Origin of the sequence: Brevundimonas sp. (assembly GCF_030656255.1) — a bacterium.
Classification (GTDB): domain Bacteria; phylum Pseudomonadota; class Alphaproteobacteria; order Caulobacterales; family Caulobacteraceae; genus Brevundimonas.
In genome coordinates this window covers 1-20,918 of sequence record NZ_JAUSOE010000014.1, presented here as the reverse complement: position 1 = coordinate 20,918, position 20,918 = coordinate 1, and the positions used below count along the sequence as shown (strand labels likewise).

Here is a 20,918-nt window from a genome sequence, read left to right as displayed (position 1 = left end):
ACCACACCTTGAAATGCTTCGACAGCTTCAGGCCCTGGTTCTGATAGTGGCTGCCGCTCTCGCCATACAGGCGGCTGGGACGTTCGGTCAGGGGTTCATAGACCAGGCGAGCGACGATCTGGCCGTGTTCCAGCAGGAAGGGCGTGTCGTGGGTGCGGACCTCCAGCACCCCCTTGGACCCCGCGCCATGCGCCTCGTCCGTGCCGAAGCCGGGGTCGAAGAAGCCGGCGTAGTGGACGCGGAACTCGCCCACCGAAGGGTCGATGGGGGTCATTTCGGCGGCCTGATCGACCGGGATCTCGACGTCGTCGGACGAGGCCAGGATATAGAACTCGCCCGGATCCAGCAGCAGTTCGCCGCGCCGCAGGCTCAGCGGCTCCCAGAAGTCGCGGGGGTCATGGCCGTCGATATGGTCCAGATCGACCACTCCCGCGTGGCGGCGGCCTCGGAAGCCGACGATGTCGCCGCCCTGCAGATCGACGCCGACACTGCGGGTCTCCAGCTTGGGCGGATCGCCGGCCTTGAGGCGCAGCTGGTTCAGCCGGGTGCCCGGCCGCACCAGGATGGAGAAGGTCTGGGGCGCGACCTCCATATAGAGCGGGCCGTCATAGCCCTCGGCCACATCGTCGAAACTGGCGCCCTGATCGGTCAGCAGGCGCACGAAGACATCGACGCGCCCGGTGGAGGACTTGGGATTGGCGCGGGCGATCAGGCCCTTGGGCAGGTTAAGCCGCTCCTGCAGGCGCACGATATAGACGCAGCCCTTTTCCAGCACGACGCCGGCGTCGGTGATCTCGATGGCGTGCATGGCCACATCGGCGATCCGCTCCTCGACCTTGCGGCGGCCGGGCAGGAAGGAGGCGCGGACGCGCCAGGCCTGGTCCGACAGGCGCAGGTCCAGGCTGGCCGGTTGGACCTGGTCGTGATCGAACGGGGTGTCGGACGTGATGGCGCCGGTGGCGATCAGCGTCTCGATGGACTGGGCGGGCAGGATGCCGGGACGGGGCGCTTGGAAGGAGCTCATGGCGTCTGTCTCACACGGATTTCACGACTTGTCTCCAAGTCGCGCTTGCGGCCCGCGCGCGGCGGGGCGAGCATATAGCCCATGCACGATGGTCCTGCCTATACCGCCGAATCGAACGGCATCCTGATCCGGGTCCGGCCCAGCTATCTGGCGGGTCAGTCCGATCCCGACGAAGGCCGCTGGGTCTGGGCCTATCAGATCGAGATCGTGAACCTGAGCGGATCGACGGTGCAGCTGATGGCGCGCCGCTGGACCATCACCGACGGCCACGGCCATGTCGAAGAGGTGCGCGGTCCGGGCGTGGTCGGTGAACAGCCGGTGATCGAGCCGGGCGGCAGCTACGCCTACGCCTCGGGCTGCCCGCTGGGGACCGACAGCGGGTCCATGGTCGGCGCCTATTATATGACGGATGCGGACGGCCGCAGTTTCGAGGCGGAGATTCCGGCGTTTTCGCTGGATACGCCCGATGCGCGGCGGGTGTTGAACTGATCGAAAAGCGGATGGGGCTGCGTCAACCCGGATGAACCGCAGCCCCGCCCCCTGAAGTCTCGCCGGCCGCTTGCGCGAACCGGCGAGGGGGAGGTCGGCTCCATAAGGAGCATCTGTGACGCGGGGATGAACCCGCGCAAAGCGCGGCGCTCAAGTAGCGAGCGACCGCGTCGCGAGCGTAGCGCCCTTAGATATAGCGCCGCAGGCTACGGGCCAGGTCCGAACCGCTTTCCTTGGCGCCGCGGCGAACTTGCGGCTGGTAGGCGACGCGGGCGTGTTCGACGCAATAGACGCCTTCCGAGGCGCGGCGGCCGCAGAAGCTGAACTCGCGCGAGGACGGGTCGCCGATCGGCCATTTGCACATGTGGGCGCCCAGGGTCATGACCGTGGCGGTGCCGGGCAGGTCCGGGATCGGAGCAGCCGGGGGCGTCGGCGGAACCGGCTTGGACGAGACGGCTTCCAGGCGGCGCGGGGCCGACGGCTGGGGCGCCTGGGCCTGAGCCGTGGTCGCGGCCGGGGCGGCCGGACGCGGGCGGGTGGTGCGGAAGCTGGTCGCGGTGCGCGCCGGCTGCGACGGTGCGGCCCGGCCCGACAGGCCCAGGCGGTGCACCTTGCCGATCACGGCGTTGCGGGTGACCCCGCCGCCCAGTTGTTTGGCGATCTGGCTCGCGGACTGGCCCTCAAGCCAGAGCTTTTTCAGCGCGCCTACGCGGTCGTCGGTCCAGCCTGCGGTCATGCCACCCTCCAGCGAGTTTGGATTCAATATCTAGGTCCAGGCTCCCCCTCCGGGGTCTTGACCTACCACTAATCGTAAACCAGCCGTTAAGAGACGCAAGATGTGCGAATCAACCGTCCACAGAAACCAGATATTGAATCATCGTTAAGGTTAAGGCTGGTTCGTGAGGGGTGACGCGTGAATCGTGATTTAGCGAAGGTCACGATTCACCAATCACGAGTCACCGCGGCCTTGCGAAGCCAGGCCCCAAAGCGCATCTGGCGGCCCATGACCGAGACCGCGCCGAACCTGATCTCCACCCGCCCCGCCGGCCTGCCGCAGCCGCGGCGTTATCCGGGGGTCAACTGGATCGGGGTGCAGACCCTGTATCTGCGCGAGGTGCGGCGCTTCTGGAAGGTGGGGGCCCAGACGGTGGCGGCGCCGGTGGTGACGACCCTGCTCTATATGCTGGTCTTCGTGGTGGCGCTTCAGGACGCCCGGCCGCCGCTGCACGGCACGCCCTTCGCCCTGTTCGTCGCGCCCGGCCTGATCATGATGGCCGTGCTGAACAACGCCTTCGCCAACGCCTCGTCCAGCCTGATCCAGGCCAAGATCATGGGCACGGCCACCGACTTCCTGACCCCGCCGCTCAGCCCGCTGGAGCTGACTTTGGGTTTCACCTTGGGCGCCGCGACGCGGGGCGCGGTGGTCGGCCTGGTCACGGCCGTGTGCGTCCTGCCGTTCGCGCCGCTGGGCGTGGCCAATATCTTCGCCATCGTCTGGTTCGCCCTGGCGGCCAGCTTCATCATGGGCATGACCGGCGTGTTGGCGGGCCTGTGGAGCGAGAAGTTCGACCATCTGTCAGCGGTCCAGAACTTCATCGTCATGCCGATGACCTTCCTGTCGGGCACCTTCTATCTGGTCGACAACCTGCCCGAACCCTTCCGCTCGCTCAGCCGCTACAATCCCTTCTTCTATCTGATCGACGGCTTCCGCTACGGCTTCATCGGTCATGCCGAGAGCAATCTGACCGTCGGCGTGATCGGTTCGGCCGTGTTGATGGTCGTCATGGGCGTCGTCTGCTGGCTGGTGTTCCGCTCGGGCTGGCGCCTGAAGAGCTAGGCGGCTAACTCTGGCGGATCGCTCCCCCGAGAGGTCCGCCATGCTGTTTCGTTCGCTCGTCGCCGCTGCGGCGCTGTTCGCCGCCGTTCCCGCATTCGCCCAGGAGGCGACGCCACAGGCCGGCGACCGCCCCGACATCGCCGCCGGCGCCGCTCAGTTCATCAAGCCCACAAACGCCGAACGGACCCAGGTCCTGGTCGGCATCTTGACCCGCCTGGGCTTCACGCCAGAGATCCAGGTCTTCGCCGGCGGCAATCAGGCCACTGGTCCGATGGAAGGCGCGAACGTCGTCGTGACGGTGGGCCAGGGCGCCAAGGACATCGTCCTGACCGCCCACTATGATGCGGTGAAGTTGCGCGACGGAACTCTGTCCCAGGGGATCGTCGACAATGTCGGCTCGGTCATGGCCATGATGGAGGCGGCCAAGATCCTGGAGATGGGGCTGGAGGGCCAGCCGGTCGCCCATCGCTTCGTCTTCGTCTTCACCGATCAGGAGGAGCTGGGCCTGCTGGGCGCCAAGGCCTTCCTGGAGAAGCACGGCAAGGACCGGATCGCCGCTGTCGTCAACGCCGACGTCGCCGCCTATGGCGAGACGGTCATGTACGGCGAGAACAACGGCGATCAGTCCGGCTTCGTGCTGGAGACCCTACGCAGCCTGTGCGCCGAGCGCGGCTTCGACTGCATGCCCTATCCGATCTATCCGCCCAGCGACGACCGCGTCTTCTCGGCGGCGGGCGTGCCGGTCGTGTCGATGGGGACGCAGGACGCGGTGGGCGCCCATCAGATGTGGCTGGCCTTCAACGGCGGCAAGGACAACGGCCTTAAGGAGGGCTTCGTCCCGCCGGTCTTCCAGCGCATCCATTCGACCGAAGACAGGCTGTCCTACATCAACGGCGTCGATGTGGCCCGCTTCGGCCTGTTTATCGCCGATCTCGGGCTGGCGCTGGACAAGCGGCTGGTCGAAATTCAGGCCAAGAATGACGCCGTCGCCGCCGAGACCCTGCTGGAAAGCCCGGCGCCTCAGCAATGATCGTCGTCGAGGATGTTCAGCCCACGGCGCATGAACTGCGGCCGCTGAGAAAGGGCTGGGGTCTGATCCATTGGGTGATGTACCTGCCGTTGTGGGTCGGCTTTGTCGGCTTCGGCCTGTTCGGCCTGGCCGCCCTGAAGTGGAGCGAAAACGCTTTTCCGCCGCTCCTGCTGATCGTTTCCCTGCTCGCGACCTATCTGGCCTGGGCCTTAAGCTTCAAACTTGTCGTCGGACTGTCCGCTCGCGCGGAAAGACGGGCGCCGGCCGGATCGCCGGTGTGGCGCTGGACACTGGATGACCGGGGTCTGACCCAGGAGGCGCGATTCCAGTCCGCCTTCTATGACTGGAGGGTCATTAAGGACGTTCGGGTCGAGGCTGATCGGTTCGTTTTTCTTATCGTGCCCAGTTACAACCCGGTCCTGCCTAGACGGCTGCTCGACGCCGAGCAGGAGCGAGTCCTGGAGGAACTCCTTTCAGCGCGGACATTCGTCAGATGAACGCCGTCGTCGAGGTTCGCGGCGTTCAGCCGACGCCCAAAGAAGGCCGGGCCGCGCTCCGGGCGTGGCCGAGCATCCGTCGCTGGGCGACCGTGCCGATGCTGTTCTTCATCGTCGTGGTGCTGGCGACCATGGGGCTGAGCGTCAATGTGCGCTCGGATATCATGGTGTGGATTTTCGTGCTTCAGATGGCCGGCCTGTATGGATTCTTGGGTCTGACCGCCGTGGCGCACGGCAAGGTCATGGCTATGAGTCGAACCGCCCCGATTTCACGCCAGCCCGTCGATTGGCGCATCGACGATCAGGGGCTGGCGGTCGCTGGCGCGGACTTCGAAAGCCGTGTGGGCTGGCGCAGCGTGGTCGTGGTGGTGGAGGAGAAGGACCGGCTGATCTTCGCCGCCTCGCCCAACACCAACTTCATCCTGCCGCTGCGGGTTCTGGATGCGGATCAGATTACGACGGTGCGCGCCATCGTCGCCGATGCGCGGTCTCGAGGCGTCCTCGGCGCCGGTGTTGACTAAGCCTGTCACTCATCCGACAAGGCTTGTCCGTATAAATCCGGCTCCGTCGCGCGTGCGACGGGGCCGTATCGCTTTTGGAGGTCTTAGTCCCGTGTCCACGAACCACCTGATGGCTGTCTACAATCGCGCGCCGCTGGAAGTGGAACGCGGCCGAGGCGCCCGACTGTGGTCGACCGACGGGACCGAGTATCTGGACTGCGTCGCCGGCATCTCGACCAACGGCCTGGGCCACGCCCACCCCGAACTGGTTCAGGCGGTCAAGGATCAGGCCGAGAAGCTGTGGCACGTCTCCAACATCTTCCGCATCCCGGGTCAGGAAGCCCTGGCCGACGCCCTGTGCGAGGCGAGCTTCGCCGACGTGGTCTTCTTCACCAACTCGGGCACGGAAGCGGTAGAGTGCGCGCTGAAGACGGCGCGCAAATATCACGCCGCCAACGGCGCGCCGGAGCGGATCGACATCTACGGCTTTGACGGCTCGTTCCACGGCCGCACCTATGGCGCCATCAACGCCGCTGCGAACCCCAGCTACACCGAAGGCTTCGGCCCGCCGATGCAAGGCTTTCACCAGCTGAAGTGGGGCGACCACGACGCCATCAAGGCCGCCATCGCCAATCCCACGACCGCCGCCATCATCGTCGAACCGGTCCAGGGCGAGGGCGGCTGCCGCGCCATGCCGGAACAGTGCCTGCGCGGCCTGCGGGAGCTGTGTGACGAACACGGCGTGCTGATCATCTTCGACGAAGTCCAGTGCGGCATGGGCCGGACCGGCAAGCTGTGGGCCCACGAATGGGCCGGCATGTCGCCCGACATCATGGCGGTGGCCAAGGCTCTGGGCGGCGGCTTCCCCATCGGCGCCTGCCTGGCGTCGGCCAAGGCGGCGTCCGGCATGACGGTCGGCGCCCACGGCTCGACCTTCGGCGGCAATCCCCTGGCCATGGCCGTGGGTCTGAAGGCGCTGTCCTTGATCAACACGCCAGAGACCCTGGCCAACGTCAACGACATCGCCGGCTATCTGAAGCAGCAACTGGCGGGGCTTCAGGCCCGCTTCCCCGACGTGATCGCCGACGTGCGCGGCAAGGGGCTGCTGATCGGGGTCAAGATGGTGCCGAACAATCGCGAGTTCATGGCCCTGGCGCGCGATACGCAACAGCTGCTGATCGCCGGTGGTGGCGACAATTGCGTGCGTCTGCTGCCGCCGCTGAACCTGACCCTGGACGAGGCCCGCGAGGCCATCGTCCGCTTCGAAGGCGCCTGTGAAGCGGCGCGCGAAAAGCTGGCGGCCTGATCCTGAAAGCCGCTCATCCCCGCGAAAGCGGGGACCCAGGCCTTTCACGCGAAAGGCGCCGGGATCGGCGGACGTAACTGACATCGGGCGCCCGTCGCCCAAAGCACCAGGTCCCCGCTTTCGCCGGGGATGAGCGGAGTTAGGCAATGGTCCGGCACTTCCTCGACATCCATCTGTTGGACGCCGCCGATCTGCGCGCCATCCTGGACGACGCCCATGCCCGCAAGGCCGCCCGCAAGGGCTGGCCCCAGGGGCGGCCGGACGCCGATGCGCCGGCCCAGGATCGGGTCCTGGCCCTGATCTTCGAGAAGAACTCGACCCGGACCCGCTTCAGCTTCGACGCCGCCATCCGCCAGCTGGGCGGCGCCGCCATCATCGCCACCGCCTCGGACATGCAACTGGGCCGGGGCGAGCCGGTCGAGGATACGGCTCGCGTCCTGTCGCGCATGGTCGACGCCGTCATGATCCGCGCCAACAGCCACGAGGATGTCGAACGCTTCGCCCGCGTCTCGACCGTGCCGGTGATCAACGGCCTGACCGACCGGTCCCACCCGTGCCAGATCCTGGCCGATCTTCAGACCATCGAGGAGCATTCCGGCCCGGTTTCGGGCAAGACCATCGCCTGGATCGGCGACGGCAACAACGTCTGCCACAGCTTCATGCATGCGGCGCCCAAGTTCGGCTTCCACCTGAACGTCGCCTGTCCGGCCGAATATCATCCCGACCTGCGCGACCTGGCCAAGGGCGGCGCCGCCGTGACCTTGACCAGCGACCCGCGCGAGGCGGTCAAGGGCGCCGACGTGGTCGTGACCGACACCTGGGTCTCGATGGGCGACCAGGACTATGAGGCGCGGCTGGCGGCGTTCGAGGATTACACCGTCGACGAGGCCCTGATGGATCTCGCTGATCCCGACGCGGTCTTCCTGCACTGCCTGCCGGCTCACCGGGGCGAGGAAGTGACCGACGCCGTCATCGACGGTCCTCGCTCCCTGGTCTGGGACGAGGCCGAAAACCGCATCCACGCCCAGAAGGCGGTCCTGGCCTGGTGTTTCGCGGGCTGACGCTGATCTGACGAGTCAGGGCGCGTCTGGCGCGGTCTGGCTCTTGCTTCCTTACGGTCACGCTTGTCGCGCACTGGGGAGGCTGAGGCCATGACCACCATATCCGCTGGGGGCTCCAGCCTCACGCAACAGCTCTATCAGAAGCTGTTTGATCGCCTGAACGTCGATGGCGACGACGCCCTGACCCTCGACGAAATCAGCGCCATCGACGCTGGAAACGCCAAGGTTTCCAAGGCTTTCGAAACCTTCGACGCCGATGCGGACGGTCGCGTCACCCGCGCCGAGATGACCCCCGCCGACACCTTCGGCGCCGACACCCTGAACGCCCTGATCCAGGCCCAATCGGGGTCGGAATCTGTTTCCGATCAGGAATATCTTGCCGACTGGTTTGCCGAAACCGACACAGACGGCGACGGTTTGGTGTCGAAGTCGGAACGCGAAGCTTCGGCGGATCTGCGCCGGGCGGCCGCCTATGACGCCGGCTATGCGACCGACCGTGTCCTGATGACCCGGCGCGGCGTGGATACAGATCAGCCGCTGTCCGTCGACGACTTCATCGTCGGCCGTCACCTCGTGATCGATCCGGCGCAGGTTTCCGAGGTTCCTCCTGAGCTGAAGGCCGAGCTAGAGCAGATGCTGAACAGCAGCCGCGAGGAAGCCGGCGCGCCGAGCCCGGAACCGGCGCCCATCCAGCCGTCTCGCGAACAGATAGCAGCGGATTTGGCTGAAAGGGCCTCAGGGCCCAATGGCAGCGTCAGCTTCCTCAGCCGCGAGATCGGGGATTTGAGAACCTCCGAGGCGGCCCGCATCGAAGCCGCCCCGATGAGCGACGAACTGGCGGCGCGGCTGTTTCAGCAGGCGCTGAACAGCTGGACGCCCGCAGCAGCCGTCAGCCGCGAGACGGTCGCCTGATCAGCGACCAGTCTTGACGTCCATGGGCGGTGACGCCGTCCACGGACCCAGGGCCAGAACCCCGTCGTAACCGCCACCGTCGAGCGGGCCAAGGATGACGCCGCGCGCCTCGGCGTCGTAACTGGCCATCGACGGATTGACCCCGCAGGCGTCCTGCGAGCAGTTCCAGGCGAACCCGCCCTGTTGTGCGATCTTCAGGCTCAGGGTTTCGCGCGCCGGCAGGTGCCCCGCAGCCGGGACGCCCAAGTCGGGATAGTCCTCGAAGGCGGTCTTGCGGGCGTGGATATTGCCGGCCAGGCCGATGACGCGCGCGTCGGGCCGGCCTTGTCTCGCCTGGCTGAGCAGATAGCCCATGTTCAACTCGTACCAGGCCTGATCCAGGCCTTCGCCCCGGGACAGGCTGCTGGGTTGGAACAGGTGCAGGCCGATATCGCGGCCGGACAGTTTTAACTCGCGCACCCGCATCAGCAGATCCAGCAAGGCCTGGCTGGTTCGTCCGTCCTGCACCGCGCGGTTGATCAGAGTTGATCCCTCCAGCGTCGCCAGTGCGCTGGCCTCGTCGGGCGCGGCGATGAAGGCGTCCAACTTCGGTTGAAGCGTATCCTCCAACTCCAGGGCCACGACGACCGGCCCCTGTTCACTGGCGGCGCAGGCGATCTCGCCGACCGCACGCGGGGCTTCTGCTGTGCCGTGAAGCTCCCCTATCATGATCACCCGCTCCGGTCGCTCCAGCAGGGCCGACGTCCCTTCGGGTGGAGAACAGGCCGCGATGGCGGCGGCGGTCAGCAAGCCCAGCATTGGATACCCCTCATTGTCCTGGATTGTAGCTGAAGCAACCAGAGGGGCGGAATTGTGGTCAGGGCCAGATGAAGGAACGCGCGCCAGACTCGGTCTGGCGCGCGCTCATCCTTAACAGCCTACGGCAAGCCGCAGGACCGTGTCGCCGGGCGATCCTATTGCAGGTTCACGTCCGACACGCCGCCGACATCCGGCGTCGTCTTGGTCAGATTGGCCTTCATCACCTGATAGCCGAAGCCCAGCGCGCCCTTGTCCGACACCCAGACCCGGCCGTCCTCGGCGTCGAAGCGGATCAGGGTCAGGTGCGGGTCGTCCTTGCCGTCCGGGTACCAGGCGGCGACGACGGGGTTCCAGTATTTGTCGATCCGCGCACGATCCTGGTCGATCGACAGATCGCCGTGGATACAGGCCTGAACCTTGCCGTCCTTGGCTTGGTAGCAGAACATGCCCTGCTGACCGCCGACCGCCACATCGCGGGCGAAGTCGGTGTCATTGCGGCTGAAGAACCAGATGGTCCCAGTCTCCGGCTCGCCGAAACCGGTCATCGGCTGGTGGTGGTATCCGGCCTGGTCCAGGCCCAGCATGCCGGTGTTGGACTCTTTCAGGCTGTTCCAGAATTCCTTTTCCGCCTCGGCGGGGGTCAGTTTGTCGGCCATGGTGCGTCTCCTGTCTGGGGTTCGCAGGATCAACCGTCGGGCGTCGCTCGGGTTCCTAAACGCCTGAAACCCAAGGCGGCCGTTCGGCGCCGAACAGGGTGGCCAGGTGGATCAGCAGCAGCAGGGCCAGGGCGGCGGCGCCCAGCATGATGAAGCGCCAGGGGACCATGCGCGGCCCTTTGAACGGGTCGGGCGGCCGCGCGCCGCGCCAGCCGGCGAAGACCATGACGGCCAGGGCCGCGCCCAGCAGGATCAGAGTGGTTGTCAGGCTCATGGGGTCGCAGTTGGCGCCGCCCGGGCGGGGACGCAAGCCGAACCGGTTACCAGGTCCTTAATCTTAATCCGTCATTAACCACGTCGCGCCCAAAAGCCTCCCATCCGACGAGATGTCCACAGGCTGACGAGTCGGCGCAACATCTTGCGGTTAACCACACGTTTACACCCTCGATATTGGCGTTATAGCCTCCATCCCATGGGTCGGGAGCCGAATCAGTGAGCGCAGCGGCGCCTTGGAGCGTAAAGGGGATCGATCCGAAGGCCCGCGAGGTCGCCAAGGATCTCGCCCGTCGCTCGGGCATGACGCTGGGCGAATGGCTGAACTCCATGATCATGGAAGACGAGGAGGAAGGCTACGCCACCCTGCCGCGCCGTCCGTCCGTCTCCGACAGCTTCGAACGTCGCGGTCGCAGCCGTCGTCTCGACGACGCCTATGACGCCGGGGACGAGGGCTGGCAGCGGATCAGCGCCTCGATCGACGCCATCGCCGCCCGGCTGGAAGCCGCCGAACGCCGCTCGACCGTCGCCATTCAGGGCGTGGACCAGGCCGTGTCGGGACTGGTGCGCCGGCTGGACGGTCAGGACGCTCAGACCAAGGGGCAGGCCCGCCGTATCGACGACATCGCCGAAGAGCTGCGCGAGGGCCATCGCCGCCTGCGCGCCTTCGAACGCGACACCGGCCCCCAGACCCAGGAGACCTTCGGCAAGGTCGAACAGTCGCTGGGCGCCCTGGCCGGCCGCCTGTACGACATCGAGGAGCGCCAGCGCTCCGGCGTCACCGAATTGCGTCAACGCATGGAGGCGGTCGAAAAGGCCGCCGGCCCAGGCGTCGGCACGGATCTGCTGGCCCAGGTCGGCGCGCGTCTGGATCAGGCCCAGAGCCGCACCACCGAGGCCCTGAAGACCCTCGAACGCTCGTTCGCCGAACTGGACCAGCGCATGCGCGCGGCCGAGGGGCGGGTGGAGCCCGAGGGCGTGCGTGACGCCGCCCGGTTCGAGAAGCTGGCCGAGACCCTGTCGCGCCAGATCGAGTTCAACCGCGCCGAGATGATGCAGCGGCTCGACGCCGCCGAGACCGGCGCGCGCATCGACCGGATCGAACAGGCGGTCCGCAGCGTCGGCGACCAGTTGAACGCGTCCGAGCGCAAGGGCGCCCAGGGGCTGGAGGCCATGGGCCGCGAGGTCCTGAAGATCGCCCAGAACCTGAACGCCCGGGTTCAGACGGTCGAGCGCGAGGCCATCAGCCGCGCCGAGGCCGTCACCCGCAGCGTCACCGACCTGGTGGGCCGCAAGGTCGAGGCGGACATCTCGCGTCATGCGGCCAGAATGGACCAGGAGTTCGCGCGCCACGTCGACCGCGTCGATCAACGCCTGACCGCCAGCGACGACCGTCACGCCCTGGCGCTGGAAAAACTGGGCGGCGAGATCACCCGGATTTCGGACCAGCTGAGCGATCGGATCGCCCAGTCCGAACGCCGCTCGCAGCAGGCGCTGGAAGACATCGCGCGGCGGCTGTCGGAAAGCTCGGACAAGATCGAGCAACGCTACGACCGCGCCTCGGGCGAACTGGCCGAGCGGATGCGGATGAGCGAGGAGCGCACCGCCCGCCTGCTGGCCGAGGCCCGCGAGAGCATGGATACGCGCAAGCCGGCCGCGACCCACGACCTGCAGCTGGACATCCCCGAGGCCGAGCCCGCCCCCCGCGCCGTCGCCGAGCGTACAGCGGTCGCCGCCGTCTCGGCGCCGGTCGAGCCGGACTGGCGCGCCTCCGTCTTCCCTGAAGAATCCTTCGACATTGAGGATGACTGGTCGATCGACCCGGTGTCGCCGGACGCTGCCATGGCGACGCCCTTCCCGTCGATGCCGACGGCGTCGACGCCCGCCGCATTGGCGTCCGAGACGTCCAGGTCCGAGCCTGATCCGGCGCCGGTTCCTGCGGCGTCGGTCGAAAGCGAACCCCGGGTCCAGCCCTTCGGCGGTTTCGGCGGCGCCGACGTCGACGACGCGCTGGAAGCCACCGCATCCGGTTTCTCGACACGTTCGGAGCCGCGTCCAAACGGGCAGACCCCGGATCAAGGCCCCGTTCAAGGCCGGGACGACGCCTTGCTGGACGGCGACGACGACTTCGCCGACGACACCGAATTCGTCGATCCTCGCCGCCTGCGCGCCAGCATGGGCGCAGCGGCCGCCGCCGGTCGCGCGGCCTCGACCCGCAGCACCATCGACGCCGCCCGGGCGGCCATGACGGCGCCGGCGGCGCCTGAGGAAGCGCCCCGCCAGGGCTTCGGCCTGATGCCCAAGCGCGGCGGCAAGTCCAAGCTGCAGGAGCGGCTGGACAAGCAGGCGGCCAAGGACGGCTCGACGGTCAAGAAGGCCTTCCTGGCCTCGGTCACGGCTGTGGCCCTGACCGGCGGGGCCTATGCGTCTCTGACCCTGGCCGACGGGTCAGGCCTGCCCGATCTCGAACTGCCGGGACTGCCGGGCTCGAACCGGACGTCCGCCTCCACCGCCGGCGGGGAAACACCGATCGCCATGGCGATCACGCCGACGGACGCCGTTCCGACGATCGACGCCGGCGCGGCCGAGTTCGAGCGGGCCGTGAACCGGATCGAGAGCGGCGACCTGGAAGGCGTGGACGAACTGAAGCGCGCGGCCGACCTGGGGTACGGCCCGGCCCAGACCTATCTGGGTCAGCTCTATCTCGTGGGGGGAAGCGGCGTGTCCGCCAATCCGGCCGAGAGCCGTCGGTGGGGCCGCCGTGCGGCCGAGGCCGGGGATCCCGGCGGCATGCATCTGTACGGCATGCAACTGTATGAAGGCGACGGCGGCGCGGCCAATCAGGCCGAGGGTCTGATCTGGCTGCTGAGAGCGGCCGAGCGGGGGCTGACCGACAGTCAGTACAATGTCGCCCGCATCTATGAGACCGGCGCAGAGGGCGTGGCGAAGAACCCGACCGAAGCCCTGAAGTGGTACATGATCGCCGCGCGCGGCGGAGACAGCGAGGCCCAGGCGGCCGTCACTCGTCTTCGTCCCGCCGCCACCGCCACCGCCCAGCGCGCCGCCCGCACCGCCGCCGACGCCTTCGTGCAGCAGCAGGTCCAAAGCCCGGCTCAGGGCCGAGGCTAGGCCGCCAAACCTTTCGCGTACGGGTGGCGGCGCGCCGTCCCCGTCGCTAAAGAACACCCTGTCGCCGTTCGGCGTCTCCCGTTCCGCTCCAGCCGAAGGCGCGTCCTTTGGACATCTATCTGCCGATCGCCGAGGTTTCGGTGAACTGGCCGACCCTGGTCATCCTGGGGGCGGTGGTCGGATTCGTGTCCGGCCTGTTCGGCATCGGCGGCGGTTTCCTGATGGCCCCCATCCTGGTCTTCATGGGGATTCCGCCGACGGTCGCGGTCGCCAGCCAGGCCAGCCACGTCGTCGCCTCCTCCACATCCGGCGTGATCCGCTATGCGGGCCAGGGCGCGGTGGATTTCAAGATGGGCGGCGTCATGGCTGCGGGCGGAGCCGCCGGGGCGATCGCGGGCGTCGAGCTGTTCCGCTATCTGCGCCTGCTGGGCCAGGCCGACCTGGTGGTGGCCCTGTCCTATCTGGTCTTCCTGGGCGCCATCGGCTTGCTGATGCTGCACGAGAGCCTGACCGAGATCCTGCGCCGCCGTCGCGGCCTGCCCGCGCCGCGCAAGGATCGCCGGCGTCCCCTGTGGCTGTACGGTCTGCCGCTCAGGATGAAGTTCCCCAAGTCGGGCCTCTATATCAGCGCCCTGCCGCCGTTCGGCCTGGGCGTGTTCGCCGGGGTCCTGTCGGCCATCATGGGGGTGGGCGGCGGCTTCATCCTGGTGCCGGCCATGCTCTATGTGCTGCGGATGCGGGCCGGGGCGGTGGTTGGCACCAGCCTGTTCCAGATCATCATCACCACGGCCATCACCACTATTCTCCAGGCCGGCCGCAACCAGACGGTCGACATCCTGCTGTCCACCATCCTGCTGCTGGGCGGGGTGGTCGGGGCCCAGATCGGCGCCCGCTTCGCCGGCCGGTTCCGGGCCGAGGAACTGCGCGCTGCCCTGGGCCTGATCGTGCTGCTGGTCGGCATTCAGATGGGGCTGGAGCTGTTCGTGCGGCCCAGCGACATCTTCCTGCTTGCGCCGGGGGTGTCGGACTGATGCAGGCGCTTCCTCCTCCCCCTCCGGCCATTGAGGCGCCGGCCGTTGCGGCGCCGGCTCCGGATCGGTCCGAGGCCACAACGGGCGAGCTGCGCGTCGCCGCCGCCCTGACCGACGCCCAGGTCCACGTCGATTCCAGTTTTACCGGCGCCTCCATCGTACTGTATGGCGCGGTGTTCAACCCGACCCTCGACCCTGTCGATGTGGTGGTGGTGGTTCGGGGCCCCGACGCCCCGGTTCGCCTGGTCAAGAAAACCCGCAACATGGGGGTCTGGCTGAACAGCCGCCCGGTCCTGTTCGAGGGCGCGCCCGGCTTCTACATGACCGCCTCGACCCGGCCCCTGTCGGACATCGCCGACTTCGGCCAGCTGCGGCGGCTGGGCGTCGGGGTGGACCATCTGCGCATCGACGCGCCGGAAGAGGCGGGCACCGTCACCCGCTACGGGGTGCGCGACGTGGTCGTCAGCCGCCTGGGCGACGACTATCTCGACTGGCGGCGCGCGGTGATCCGGCTGAAGGAGGCGGCGGCCCTCTATGACACCGATCCGGACGGGGTGGAGTTCGTGGATCGCGGCCTGTTCCGGGCCGAGGTCAAACTGCCGACCGTCGCCCCGACCGGCAAATACTATGCTGAGGTCTGGCTGTTCCAGGACGGCGAGCCCCGGTCGGTCTCCAATCTGACCCTGACCGTCGAAAAGGTCGGCATCGAGCGGGACATCTATGAGTTCGCCCATCGCCGGCCCTGGCTGTACGGCGTCCTCTGCGTGGTTCTGGCCGCCCTGACCGGCTATGGCGCCTCGCGAATCTTCAGCCGGCGGGACTGAAGCCCAGTTCAGCGCGCAGGGCCGGGGCCGTCAGCCCGCCCGCCCTCAGCTCCGCCAGGGTCACCGACTGGTCCCGCTTGGCGTAGCGGCGTCCGTCCGGCCCCGTCAGCAGGCGGTGGTGGCGATAGACGGGGGCGGGCCAGCCCATCAGGGCCTGGATCAGCCGCTGGACATGCGTCGCCTCGAACAGGTCCTCGCCCCGGATCACATGGTCGATCCCCTGCAGGGCGTCGTCGTGGGTCACGGCCAGATGATAGGCGACCCCCGCATCCTTGCGCGCCAGCACCACATCCCCCGCCGCCTCCGGCCGCACGGGGACAGTCCCCGTTTCTCCATCCGGGCCTGCGCCCTGTTCGCTGAAGACCAGCCCGGTCCAGGTCGCCTCGCCCAGGGTTTCACGCGCCCGGTCCAGCGATAGCCGCCAGGCGAAGGGCCGTCCCTCGTCAAGAAGCCGGGTCTCCTCGTCGGAGGGATGCGGCCCCGGACGCACCGCCTCGCTCGCCCCATGCGGCGCATCGCCGATCCGATCGAGTATCTCTTTCCGTGTACGGAAACACCGATATAGCAGGCCGCGCGTTTTCAGGGCGTCGATCACGGCGGCATAGTCCGCCAGATGATCCGACTGGCGCCGGACCGGCGTCTCCCAGTCCAGGCCCAGCCAAGCCAGGTCTTCCAGAATGGCGGCTTCATGCTCCGGCCGACAGCGCGTGGGATCTATGTCCTCGATCCGCAGCAGAAACCGCCCGCCCGCCGCCTTCGCCGCCGACCAGGCGGTCAGGGCCGAAAAGGCGTGGCCCCTGTGCAGGCGGCCGGTGGGAGAGGGGGCGAAACGGGTGGCGAACATCTCTACAATCCTTAGCGGTTTCCGGACGCCAACGGCGCCCCCCGCTCTTCCCGAGTTTGGGTATGGGCCGTAAGCAGGAGGAATGCTCGTCGCGCCCACATCCCAGGACATCGCCGCCGCCCGCGCGGCCCTGGCCGTCGCCGATCCCGCCCTGGCGCGCGCCCATGCCCAGACGCCGGCCTTCGAATGGCGGCTGCGGCCCGGCGGTTACGAGGGTCTGTTCCGCATGATCGTGGAACAGCAGGTCTCGGTCGCCGCCGCCGCCTCCATCTGGGCGCGCACGGTCCAGGGGCTGGGCGGAACCGTGACGCCCGAGGCGGTGCTGGCCCACGACATCGAGGCCCTGCGCGCCTTCGGCCTGTCCGGTCAAAAGGCCAAATATGGCCGCGAGATCGCCCTGGCCCAGGTCGAGGGCCGCGTCGATCTGGACCATATGCAGACCCTGTCGGACGACGACGCCATCACCGCCCTGACGGCCATCAAGGGCGTCGGCAAATGGACGGCCGAGACCTATCTGATGTTCTGCGAGGGGCGGCTGAACGTCTTTCCCGGGGGGGACGTGGCCCTGCAGGAGGCCATGCGCTGGGCCGACCGGGCCGAGTTGCGCCCGAACGAGAAACAGGCCTATGCCCGCGCCGAGATCTGGCGGCCCCATCGCGGGGTGGCGGCGCATCTGCTCTGGGGGTGGTATGGCGGCGTTCGGCGCGGCGAGATCGTGCTGGAGGATCTGAACGCGTGACACCCCTCGATCCCGCCCTGACGGAGCCGCTGCGCAATCCGCAAACGGTGCTTGCTGCGCTGGATTTCGCCGGGGTGGCCGTGTTCGCGGCCACCGGCGCCCTGGCCGCCGCGCGGGAAAAGCATGACGTGGTCACCTTCGCCTTCTTCGCCGCCATAACCGGCGTCGGCGGGGGGACGTTGCGCGACCTGCTGCTGGGCCTGCCGGTCTTCTGGGTGCAGGACTGGCGCTATATGGCGGTCTGCCTGATGACGGCGGTGGTCGTTTGGCTGATCGGCCAGCGCGACTGGCGGTTCAGGGCCCTGCTATGGCTCGACGCCATCGGCCTGGGCGCCTATGGCGTCATGGGGGCGGCCAAGGCCGAGGCTGCGGGGGCTCATCCGCTGATCTGCATCGTCATGGGCACCCTGACCGCCTGTTTCGGCGGGGTGGTGCGCGACACCCTGGCGGGACAGCCGTCGATCCTGCTGCGGCGCGAGATCAACGTCACGGCGGCCATACTGGCGGCGACCCTCTATATCATCCTGCGCATCCCCGAGGCGCCGATCTGGCCCGCCGCCATCGTCGCCGCGGTCGCCGGCTTCATGCTGCGGGCCGGCGCCCTGCGCTGGGGCTGGACCCTGCCGGGCTTTCCAGAGCGAAATTGAACGGTTCGTCGCCTGTTCGTCATGGCGGCGTCTTCGAATCGGGATTAGGCTGAACGCCTCGGACTAAGGAAGGAGACGCGTCTTCAATCCTGTAGCTTCCATACCCCCCGCGCCGACCGGGAGGGCCTGATGCAGGTCCTCCATCGAGCGCCTTCGGGCTTTCCCGCCCTCGTCCTGAACGCAGACTTCCGGCCGCTGTCCTATTACCCGCTGTCGCTGTGGCCGTGGGAAGAGGCGGTCAAGGCGGTCTATCAGGACCGGGTGGACGTGGTGTCGCTGTATGACAAGGTGGTTCGCTCTCCGTCCGTGGAGATGCAGCTGCCCAGCGTCATCGCGCTGAAGAACTATGTCGATCAGGATCGAAACCCCGCCTTCACCCGGTTCAACGTCTTTCTGCGCGACGGCTTCGCCTGTCAGTACTGCGGTGAAACGACCGAACTGACTTTCGACCACGTCATTCCGCGCTCGCACGGCGGCCGCACGACCTGGGAGAATATCGTCGCCGCCTGCGGCCCCTGCAACCTGACCAAGGGCGGCCGCACGCCGCGCCAGGCCATGATGCCGATCCGCCGCGAGCCTTATCGTCCCAACGCCTGGCAGCTTCAGGAGGCGGGCCGACGCTTCCCGCCGCACTATCTCCACCAGAGCTGGCTGGATTATCTCTATTGGGACATCGAGCTCGAACCCTAGGCGTTCGCGTGGAGGTCCATGGGCGTGTGGGCCGGGGCGTCCGCCAGCAAGGTCTGGATCTCGTTGAGGAGCAGGGCGAGGGTGAAGGGTTTGCCGAGGTGGCGGTCGGCGCCCGCCAGCCGCGCCGCTTCGACATGCTCGGGCTGGGTGTTGGCGGTCAGCATGATGACCGGGACATGCGCCCGGCCCGCCGCACGTTCCCCTTCGCGAATGCGGGCGACCGCCGTGATCCCGTCCATGCGGGGCATCTGGATGTCCATCAGGATGACGTCAAAGGTTTCGCGTTCGGCGGCTTCCACCGCCTCGACGCCGTCCTGGGCCGTCGTGACGTCCGCCAGGGACTCCAGCATCATTTCGACGATCCGACGATTGGTCGGATGGTCGTCGGCGACCAGGACACGCAACCGGTCCACCGGATCGACAGGGACCGCATCTTCAGCTTGAACGGGTGCGGCCGGCAGGGGCAGGTCCAGCCAGAAGATAGACCCCCCGTCTTCACGCGGCGCGGCGTCGAGGATTCCGCCGAGCGCCCGCGCGGCTTTCCGCGCCAGGGCGAGGCCCAGGCCCATGCCGCCGTATTCGCGGGTCAGGGCGTCGTCCTGTTGCCGGAAGGCGGCGAACATGGCGGCCTTCATGGCGGGATCGAACCCCACGCCCGTGTCCACACAGGCGAAGCGAACGCCGCCGTCCTGGCGTGGGGCGACGGCCAGGCGGATTTCGCCCCGGTGGGTGAACTTGATCGCATTATTCAGCAGGGGCGTCAGCACCCGCTCTATGCCTGCAGGATCGCCGACGAAGACTTTGGGAAGGCCGGGGGCGATCTCGACAACGAAAGCCAGACCCTTGGCCTTAGCCGCCTCGCGACAGGGCCCGGCCACCCGTTCGATCAGGTCGGAAAGGGCGAAGGTCTCGACCTCCGCAGGCCCCTCAATCCCGTCCAATAGAGTGACGGCCAGCAGTTGCTGCAACTGGTCTTGAAGCACGGAGGCCGAGGCGCGGATCATGGCCGTGACTTCCTGGACGTCCGGCGCGGTCAAGCGGGCGGCCAGAAGGTCGATCCCGGCGATGACGCCGTTCAGGGGGGTGCGGATCTCGTGACTGATGTTGGTGACGAAGGCGCTGCGGGCGCGGTTGGCCTGTTCGGCCTGTTCCAGCGCCTGATAGAGGGCGTCGGCGTCGCGCTGTTTCTGGGTGATGTCCTCGGTCAGGCCGATCAGATGGCGCACCCCCTCGTCGTCATAGGTCGCGAGCTTGGTGGCGGCCAGATAGCGGAAGCCGGCCGGAGCGTGATCCTCGTACACCGTCGATTGGGAGCCCATGCCCGGCGCCGCGTCGGACGCCCATTCGGCGAAGGCGGGGGGCAGGACGTCGGAGGCCTGCAGTCCCGTCAGCCCCTCGAACCGACCGAACAGCTTCTCGGCCGCGCGGTTGGCCAGGATGTAGCGGCCCGTCCGGGCGTCCTTGACCGTGAGGGCCAGGGGCAGGACCTCGATGACGGTGTTCAGGAAGGCGGCGGTCTCCGTCTCCTGGGTGACGTCCTCGGCCTTGACCAGAAGGCGCACGATCCGCCCGGAATCGTCGCGAACGGCGCTGACCGTCGTGTCCAGATAGACCGTCGATGATTGTTCGGTGGCGAAGCGCGTGCGGAAGGAAAAGGGCCGACCCGCCTGCGCTTCCTGCACGCCGCGTTCGATGGAAAAGCGGCAGTCGGCCGGCCAGGCGTCGCGCCAGGCCATGGTATGGGGCGGGGGAGGTTCCGGCTGGAAACGGCGCGCCGCCCGGCTGACATGGACGATCCGTCCCTGTGGATTCAGCAGCCATATATAGGCGGGCGAGGCGTCCGCGATCTGGCCGTGGAAGACGTCGCCCTCATAGAAGGTTTCATCATCTGCGCCGACGTCGATCAATTCGGATCCCCTTGTTCAGCGGTTCTGCTGAGGATCCGAACCTAACCGCCGAAGGTGAAGTCGAAGTGAACGGCACAGCCTCGCGTTGCTTACGGCCAAGCTAGGTAGATTCACCTATCAAAGTTTTGAAGCGGGTTTAACGCCGATCGTGAACCATGAGCCTCAGTTGCATGGCGGTGCGTCATGCGTGTGGGGACGGGGTATGACGAAACGTGTGCTGATCGACGCGGCCCTAGTGGTCAAGAACGTCGTCGTTCTTCGCCAGTCCATTCTTGACGCCTTCGAGGAGGACGACACCATCAGTCTCGACCTCGTCGACGAGCAGCCCGTCGATCTCTGCGGATTGCAGCTGATCGAGTCCGCGCGACGTCAGGCCCGGGCGGTCGGCAAGACCCTGGTCATGGAACGTCCGGCCACGGAGTTTCGGCCTGCGCTCGACGCGGCCGGTTTCCTGACCGACGCCACCGCCGAAGATCTCCAGTTCTGGCTTCATCAAGGACCCGCCCAATGACCGCCTCTATTCTTACGGTCGATGACTCGCCCAGCATCCGGGTCGCGCTGAAGATCGCTTTGACCAACGCCGGTTATTCGGTCGCCGAGGCGGTCAACGGCGCCGAGGGCATCGAAAAGGCCAAGGCCAGCGCCTTCGACCTGATCATCACCGACCTGAACATGCCCGTCATGGACGGTCTGACCATGATCGAGGAAATGCGGCGGATGCCCG

23 protein-coding genes are annotated in these 20,918 nt (G+C 67.5%); 16 read left to right on the top strand and 7 right to left on the bottom strand.

From position 1 onward, the window contains the following. On the bottom strand, nt 1-1,024 hold a 1,024-nt coding region (locus Q7J26_RS01075), incomplete at its 3' end, for a 2'-deoxycytidine 5'-triphosphate deaminase (protein WP_304934681.1). A gap of 81 nt (nt 1,025-1,105) precedes the next feature. Here Q7J26_RS01075 and apaG point away from each other — a divergent pair. After that, entirely contained in the window at nt 1,106-1,513 is a 408-nt protein-coding gene (gene apaG, locus Q7J26_RS01070; RefSeq protein WP_304934680.1) for a Co2+/Mg2+ efflux protein ApaG, read from the top strand. 187 nt (nt 1,514-1,700) lie between these two features. On the opposite strand, the gene Q7J26_RS01065 is transcribed toward apaG, so the two are convergent. After that, nucleotides 1,701-2,249, bottom strand: a complete 549-nt coding sequence (locus Q7J26_RS01065; protein WP_304934679.1) for a GcrA family cell cycle regulator — start codon at nt 2,247-2,249, stop codon at nt 1,701-1,703. 267 nt (nt 2,250-2,516) lie between these two features. Between Q7J26_RS01065 and Q7J26_RS01060 the strand changes: the two genes are divergently transcribed. The 7 genes from Q7J26_RS01060 (at nt 2,517) to Q7J26_RS01030 (ending at nt 8,656) form a co-directional block, all read left to right on the top strand. After that, a complete protein-coding gene (locus Q7J26_RS01060; RefSeq protein ID WP_304934678.1) occupies nt 2,517-3,350 on the top strand; it encodes an ABC transporter permease in 834 nt (277 codons plus the stop codon). Nucleotides 3,351-3,390: 40 nt separating this feature from the next. Continuing rightward, nucleotides 3,391-4,380 (top strand): M28 family metallopeptidase, encoded by a 990-nt coding sequence (locus tag Q7J26_RS01055; RefSeq protein ID WP_304934677.1) that lies wholly within the window; start codon nt 3,391-3,393, stop codon nt 4,378-4,380. Next, on the top strand, nt 4,377-4,877 hold the full coding sequence (locus Q7J26_RS01050; protein ID WP_304934676.1) for a hypothetical protein: 501 nt from the start codon (nt 4,377-4,379) through the stop codon (nt 4,875-4,877). Before Q7J26_RS01055 ends, Q7J26_RS01050 begins: the two co-directional genes overlap by 4 nt. Continuing rightward, nucleotides 4,874-5,398: a YcxB family protein gene (locus Q7J26_RS01045; protein WP_304934675.1), complete on the top strand. Its 525-nt coding sequence runs from the start codon at nt 4,874-4,876 to the stop codon at nt 5,396-5,398. The genes Q7J26_RS01050 and Q7J26_RS01045 overlap by 4 nt, the downstream gene beginning before the upstream one ends. A gap of 67 nt (nt 5,399-5,465) precedes the next feature. Beyond that, nucleotides 5,466-6,683, top strand: a complete 1,218-nt coding sequence (locus Q7J26_RS01040) for an aspartate aminotransferase family protein (protein ID WP_304934683.1) — start codon at nt 5,466-5,468, stop codon at nt 6,681-6,683. A 146-nt stretch (nt 6,684-6,829) separates the two neighbouring features. Then, nucleotides 6,830-7,744, top strand: coding sequence for an ornithine carbamoyltransferase (gene argF, locus Q7J26_RS01035; protein ID WP_304934674.1), 915 nt, complete (start codon nt 6,830-6,832; stop codon nt 7,742-7,744). Nucleotides 7,745-7,834: 90 nt separating this feature from the next. Next, nucleotides 7,835-8,656, top strand: coding sequence for an EF-hand domain-containing protein (locus tag Q7J26_RS01030; protein WP_304934673.1), 822 nt, complete (start codon nt 7,835-7,837; stop codon nt 8,654-8,656). On the opposite strand, the gene Q7J26_RS01025 is transcribed toward Q7J26_RS01030, so the two are convergent. The 3 genes from Q7J26_RS01025 to Q7J26_RS01015 all read right to left on the bottom strand — a co-directional run bounded on the left by Q7J26_RS01025 (nt 8,657) and on the right by Q7J26_RS01015 (nt 10,384). Then, nucleotides 8,657-9,454 carry a hypothetical protein gene (locus Q7J26_RS01025; protein ID WP_304934672.1) on the bottom strand — a complete coding sequence of 266 codons (798 nt, stop codon included), beginning with the start codon at nt 9,452-9,454 and terminating at the stop codon, nt 8,657-8,659. A 155-nt stretch (nt 9,455-9,609) separates the two neighbouring features. Continuing rightward, nucleotides 9,610-10,110 (bottom strand): pyridoxamine 5'-phosphate oxidase family protein, encoded by a 501-nt coding sequence (locus Q7J26_RS01020; protein WP_304934671.1) that lies wholly within the window; start codon nt 10,108-10,110, stop codon nt 9,610-9,612. 55 nt (nt 10,111-10,165) lie between these two features. Continuing rightward, entirely contained in the window at nt 10,166-10,384 is a 219-nt protein-coding gene (locus Q7J26_RS01015) for a hypothetical protein (RefSeq protein ID WP_304934670.1), read from the bottom strand. Between the two features lie 218 nt (nt 10,385-10,602). Between Q7J26_RS01015 and Q7J26_RS01010 the strand changes: the two genes are divergently transcribed. The 3 genes from Q7J26_RS01010 (at nt 10,603) to Q7J26_RS01000 (ending at nt 15,367) form a co-directional block, all read left to right on the top strand. Further along, nucleotides 10,603-13,512 carry a hypothetical protein gene (locus tag Q7J26_RS01010; protein ID WP_304934669.1) on the top strand — a complete coding sequence of 970 codons (2,910 nt, stop codon included), beginning with the start codon at nt 10,603-10,605 and terminating at the stop codon, nt 13,510-13,512. Nucleotides 13,513-13,619: 107 nt separating this feature from the next. Then, a complete protein-coding gene (locus tag Q7J26_RS01005; protein WP_304934668.1) occupies nt 13,620-14,543 on the top strand; it encodes a sulfite exporter TauE/SafE family protein in 924 nt (307 codons plus the stop codon). Next, nucleotides 14,543-15,367: a TIGR02186 family protein gene (locus Q7J26_RS01000; protein WP_304934667.1), complete on the top strand. Its 825-nt coding sequence runs from the start codon at nt 14,543-14,545 to the stop codon at nt 15,365-15,367. Before Q7J26_RS01005 ends, Q7J26_RS01000 begins: the two co-directional genes overlap by 1 nt. On the opposite strand, the gene gluQRS is transcribed toward Q7J26_RS01000, so the two are convergent. Next, nucleotides 15,351-16,211: a tRNA glutamyl-Q(34) synthetase GluQRS gene (gene gluQRS, locus Q7J26_RS00995; protein ID WP_304934666.1), complete on the bottom strand. Its 861-nt coding sequence runs from the start codon at nt 16,209-16,211 to the stop codon at nt 15,351-15,353. The genes Q7J26_RS01000 and gluQRS overlap by 17 nt on opposite strands. Nucleotides 16,212-16,293: 82 nt before the next feature. Here gluQRS and Q7J26_RS00990 point away from each other — a divergent pair, with 82 nt between their 5' ends. The 3 genes from Q7J26_RS00990 (at nt 16,294) to Q7J26_RS00980 (ending at nt 18,287) form a co-directional block, all read left to right on the top strand. Next, the gene (locus tag Q7J26_RS00990; RefSeq protein WP_304934665.1) at nt 16,294-16,950 is read left to right on the top strand and encodes a DNA-3-methyladenine glycosylase; all 657 of its coding nucleotides are present in this window, start codon (nt 16,294-16,296) and stop codon (nt 16,948-16,950) included. Next, a complete protein-coding gene (locus tag Q7J26_RS00985; protein WP_370651887.1) occupies nt 16,947-17,597 on the top strand; it encodes a trimeric intracellular cation channel family protein in 651 nt (216 codons plus the stop codon). Before Q7J26_RS00990 ends, Q7J26_RS00985 begins: the two co-directional genes overlap by 4 nt. Before the next feature lie 129 nt (nt 17,598-17,726). Next, entirely contained in the window at nt 17,727-18,287 is a 561-nt protein-coding gene (locus Q7J26_RS00980) for an HNH endonuclease (protein WP_304934664.1), read from the top strand. Here Q7J26_RS00980 and Q7J26_RS00975 read toward each other — a convergent pair. After that, nucleotides 18,284-20,194: a PAS domain-containing hybrid sensor histidine kinase/response regulator gene (locus Q7J26_RS00975; protein ID WP_304934663.1), complete on the bottom strand. Its 1,911-nt coding sequence runs from the start codon at nt 20,192-20,194 to the stop codon at nt 18,284-18,286. The genes Q7J26_RS00980 and Q7J26_RS00975 overlap by 4 nt on opposite strands. A gap of 214 nt (nt 20,195-20,408) precedes the next feature. Here Q7J26_RS00975 and Q7J26_RS00970 point away from each other — a divergent pair, with 214 nt between their 5' ends. Both Q7J26_RS00970 and Q7J26_RS00965 read left to right on the top strand, forming a co-directional pair. Next, complete coding sequence (locus Q7J26_RS00970) at nt 20,409-20,705, top strand: STAS domain-containing protein (RefSeq protein ID WP_304934662.1); 297 nt, start codon at nt 20,409-20,411, stop codon at nt 20,703-20,705. Then, on the top strand, nt 20,702-20,918 hold a 217-nt coding region (locus Q7J26_RS00965; protein ID WP_304934661.1), incomplete at its 3' end, for a response regulator. The genes Q7J26_RS00970 and Q7J26_RS00965, both read left to right, overlap by 4 nt.

Coding starts and splice junctions, on each gene's coding strand:
- Q7J26_RS00990 (WP_304934665.1), top strand. CDS start 16,294: ATGCTCGTCGCGCCCACATCCCAGGACATCGCCGCCGCCCGCGCGGCC.
- Q7J26_RS01065 (WP_304934679.1), bottom strand. CDS start 2,249: ATGACCGCAGGCTGGACCGACGACCGCGTAGGCGCGCTGAAAAAGCTC.
- Q7J26_RS01055 (WP_304934677.1), top strand. CDS start 3,391: ATGCTGTTTCGTTCGCTCGTCGCCGCTGCGGCGCTGTTCGCCGCCGTT.
- Q7J26_RS01000 (WP_304934667.1), top strand. CDS start 14,543: ATGCAGGCGCTTCCTCCTCCCCCTCCGGCCATTGAGGCGCCGGCCGTT.
- Q7J26_RS01015 (WP_304934670.1), bottom strand. CDS start 10,384: ATGAGCCTGACAACCACTCTGATCCTGCTGGGCGCGGCCCTGGCCGTC.
- Q7J26_RS01050 (WP_304934676.1), top strand. CDS start 4,377: ATGATCGTCGTCGAGGATGTTCAGCCCACGGCGCATGAACTGCGGCCG.
- Q7J26_RS01060 (WP_304934678.1), top strand. CDS start 2,517: ATGACCGAGACCGCGCCGAACCTGATCTCCACCCGCCCCGCCGGCCTG.
- argF (WP_304934674.1), top strand. CDS start 6,830: ATGGTCCGGCACTTCCTCGACATCCATCTGTTGGACGCCGCCGATCTG.
- gluQRS (WP_304934666.1), bottom strand. CDS start 16,211: ATGTTCGCCACCCGTTTCGCCCCCTCTCCCACCGGCCGCCTGCACAGG.
- Q7J26_RS01030 (WP_304934673.1), top strand. CDS start 7,835: ATGACCACCATATCCGCTGGGGGCTCCAGCCTCACGCAACAGCTCTAT.
- apaG (WP_304934680.1), top strand. CDS start 1,106: ATGCACGATGGTCCTGCCTATACCGCCGAATCGAACGGCATCCTGATC.
- Q7J26_RS01020 (WP_304934671.1), bottom strand. CDS start 10,110: ATGGCCGACAAACTGACCCCCGCCGAGGCGGAAAAGGAATTCTGGAAC.
- Q7J26_RS01025 (WP_304934672.1), bottom strand. CDS start 9,454: ATGCTGGGCTTGCTGACCGCCGCCGCCATCGCGGCCTGTTCTCCACCC.
- Q7J26_RS01045 (WP_304934675.1), top strand. CDS start 4,874: ATGAACGCCGTCGTCGAGGTTCGCGGCGTTCAGCCGACGCCCAAAGAA.
- Q7J26_RS00980 (WP_304934664.1), top strand. CDS start 17,727: ATGCAGGTCCTCCATCGAGCGCCTTCGGGCTTTCCCGCCCTCGTCCTG.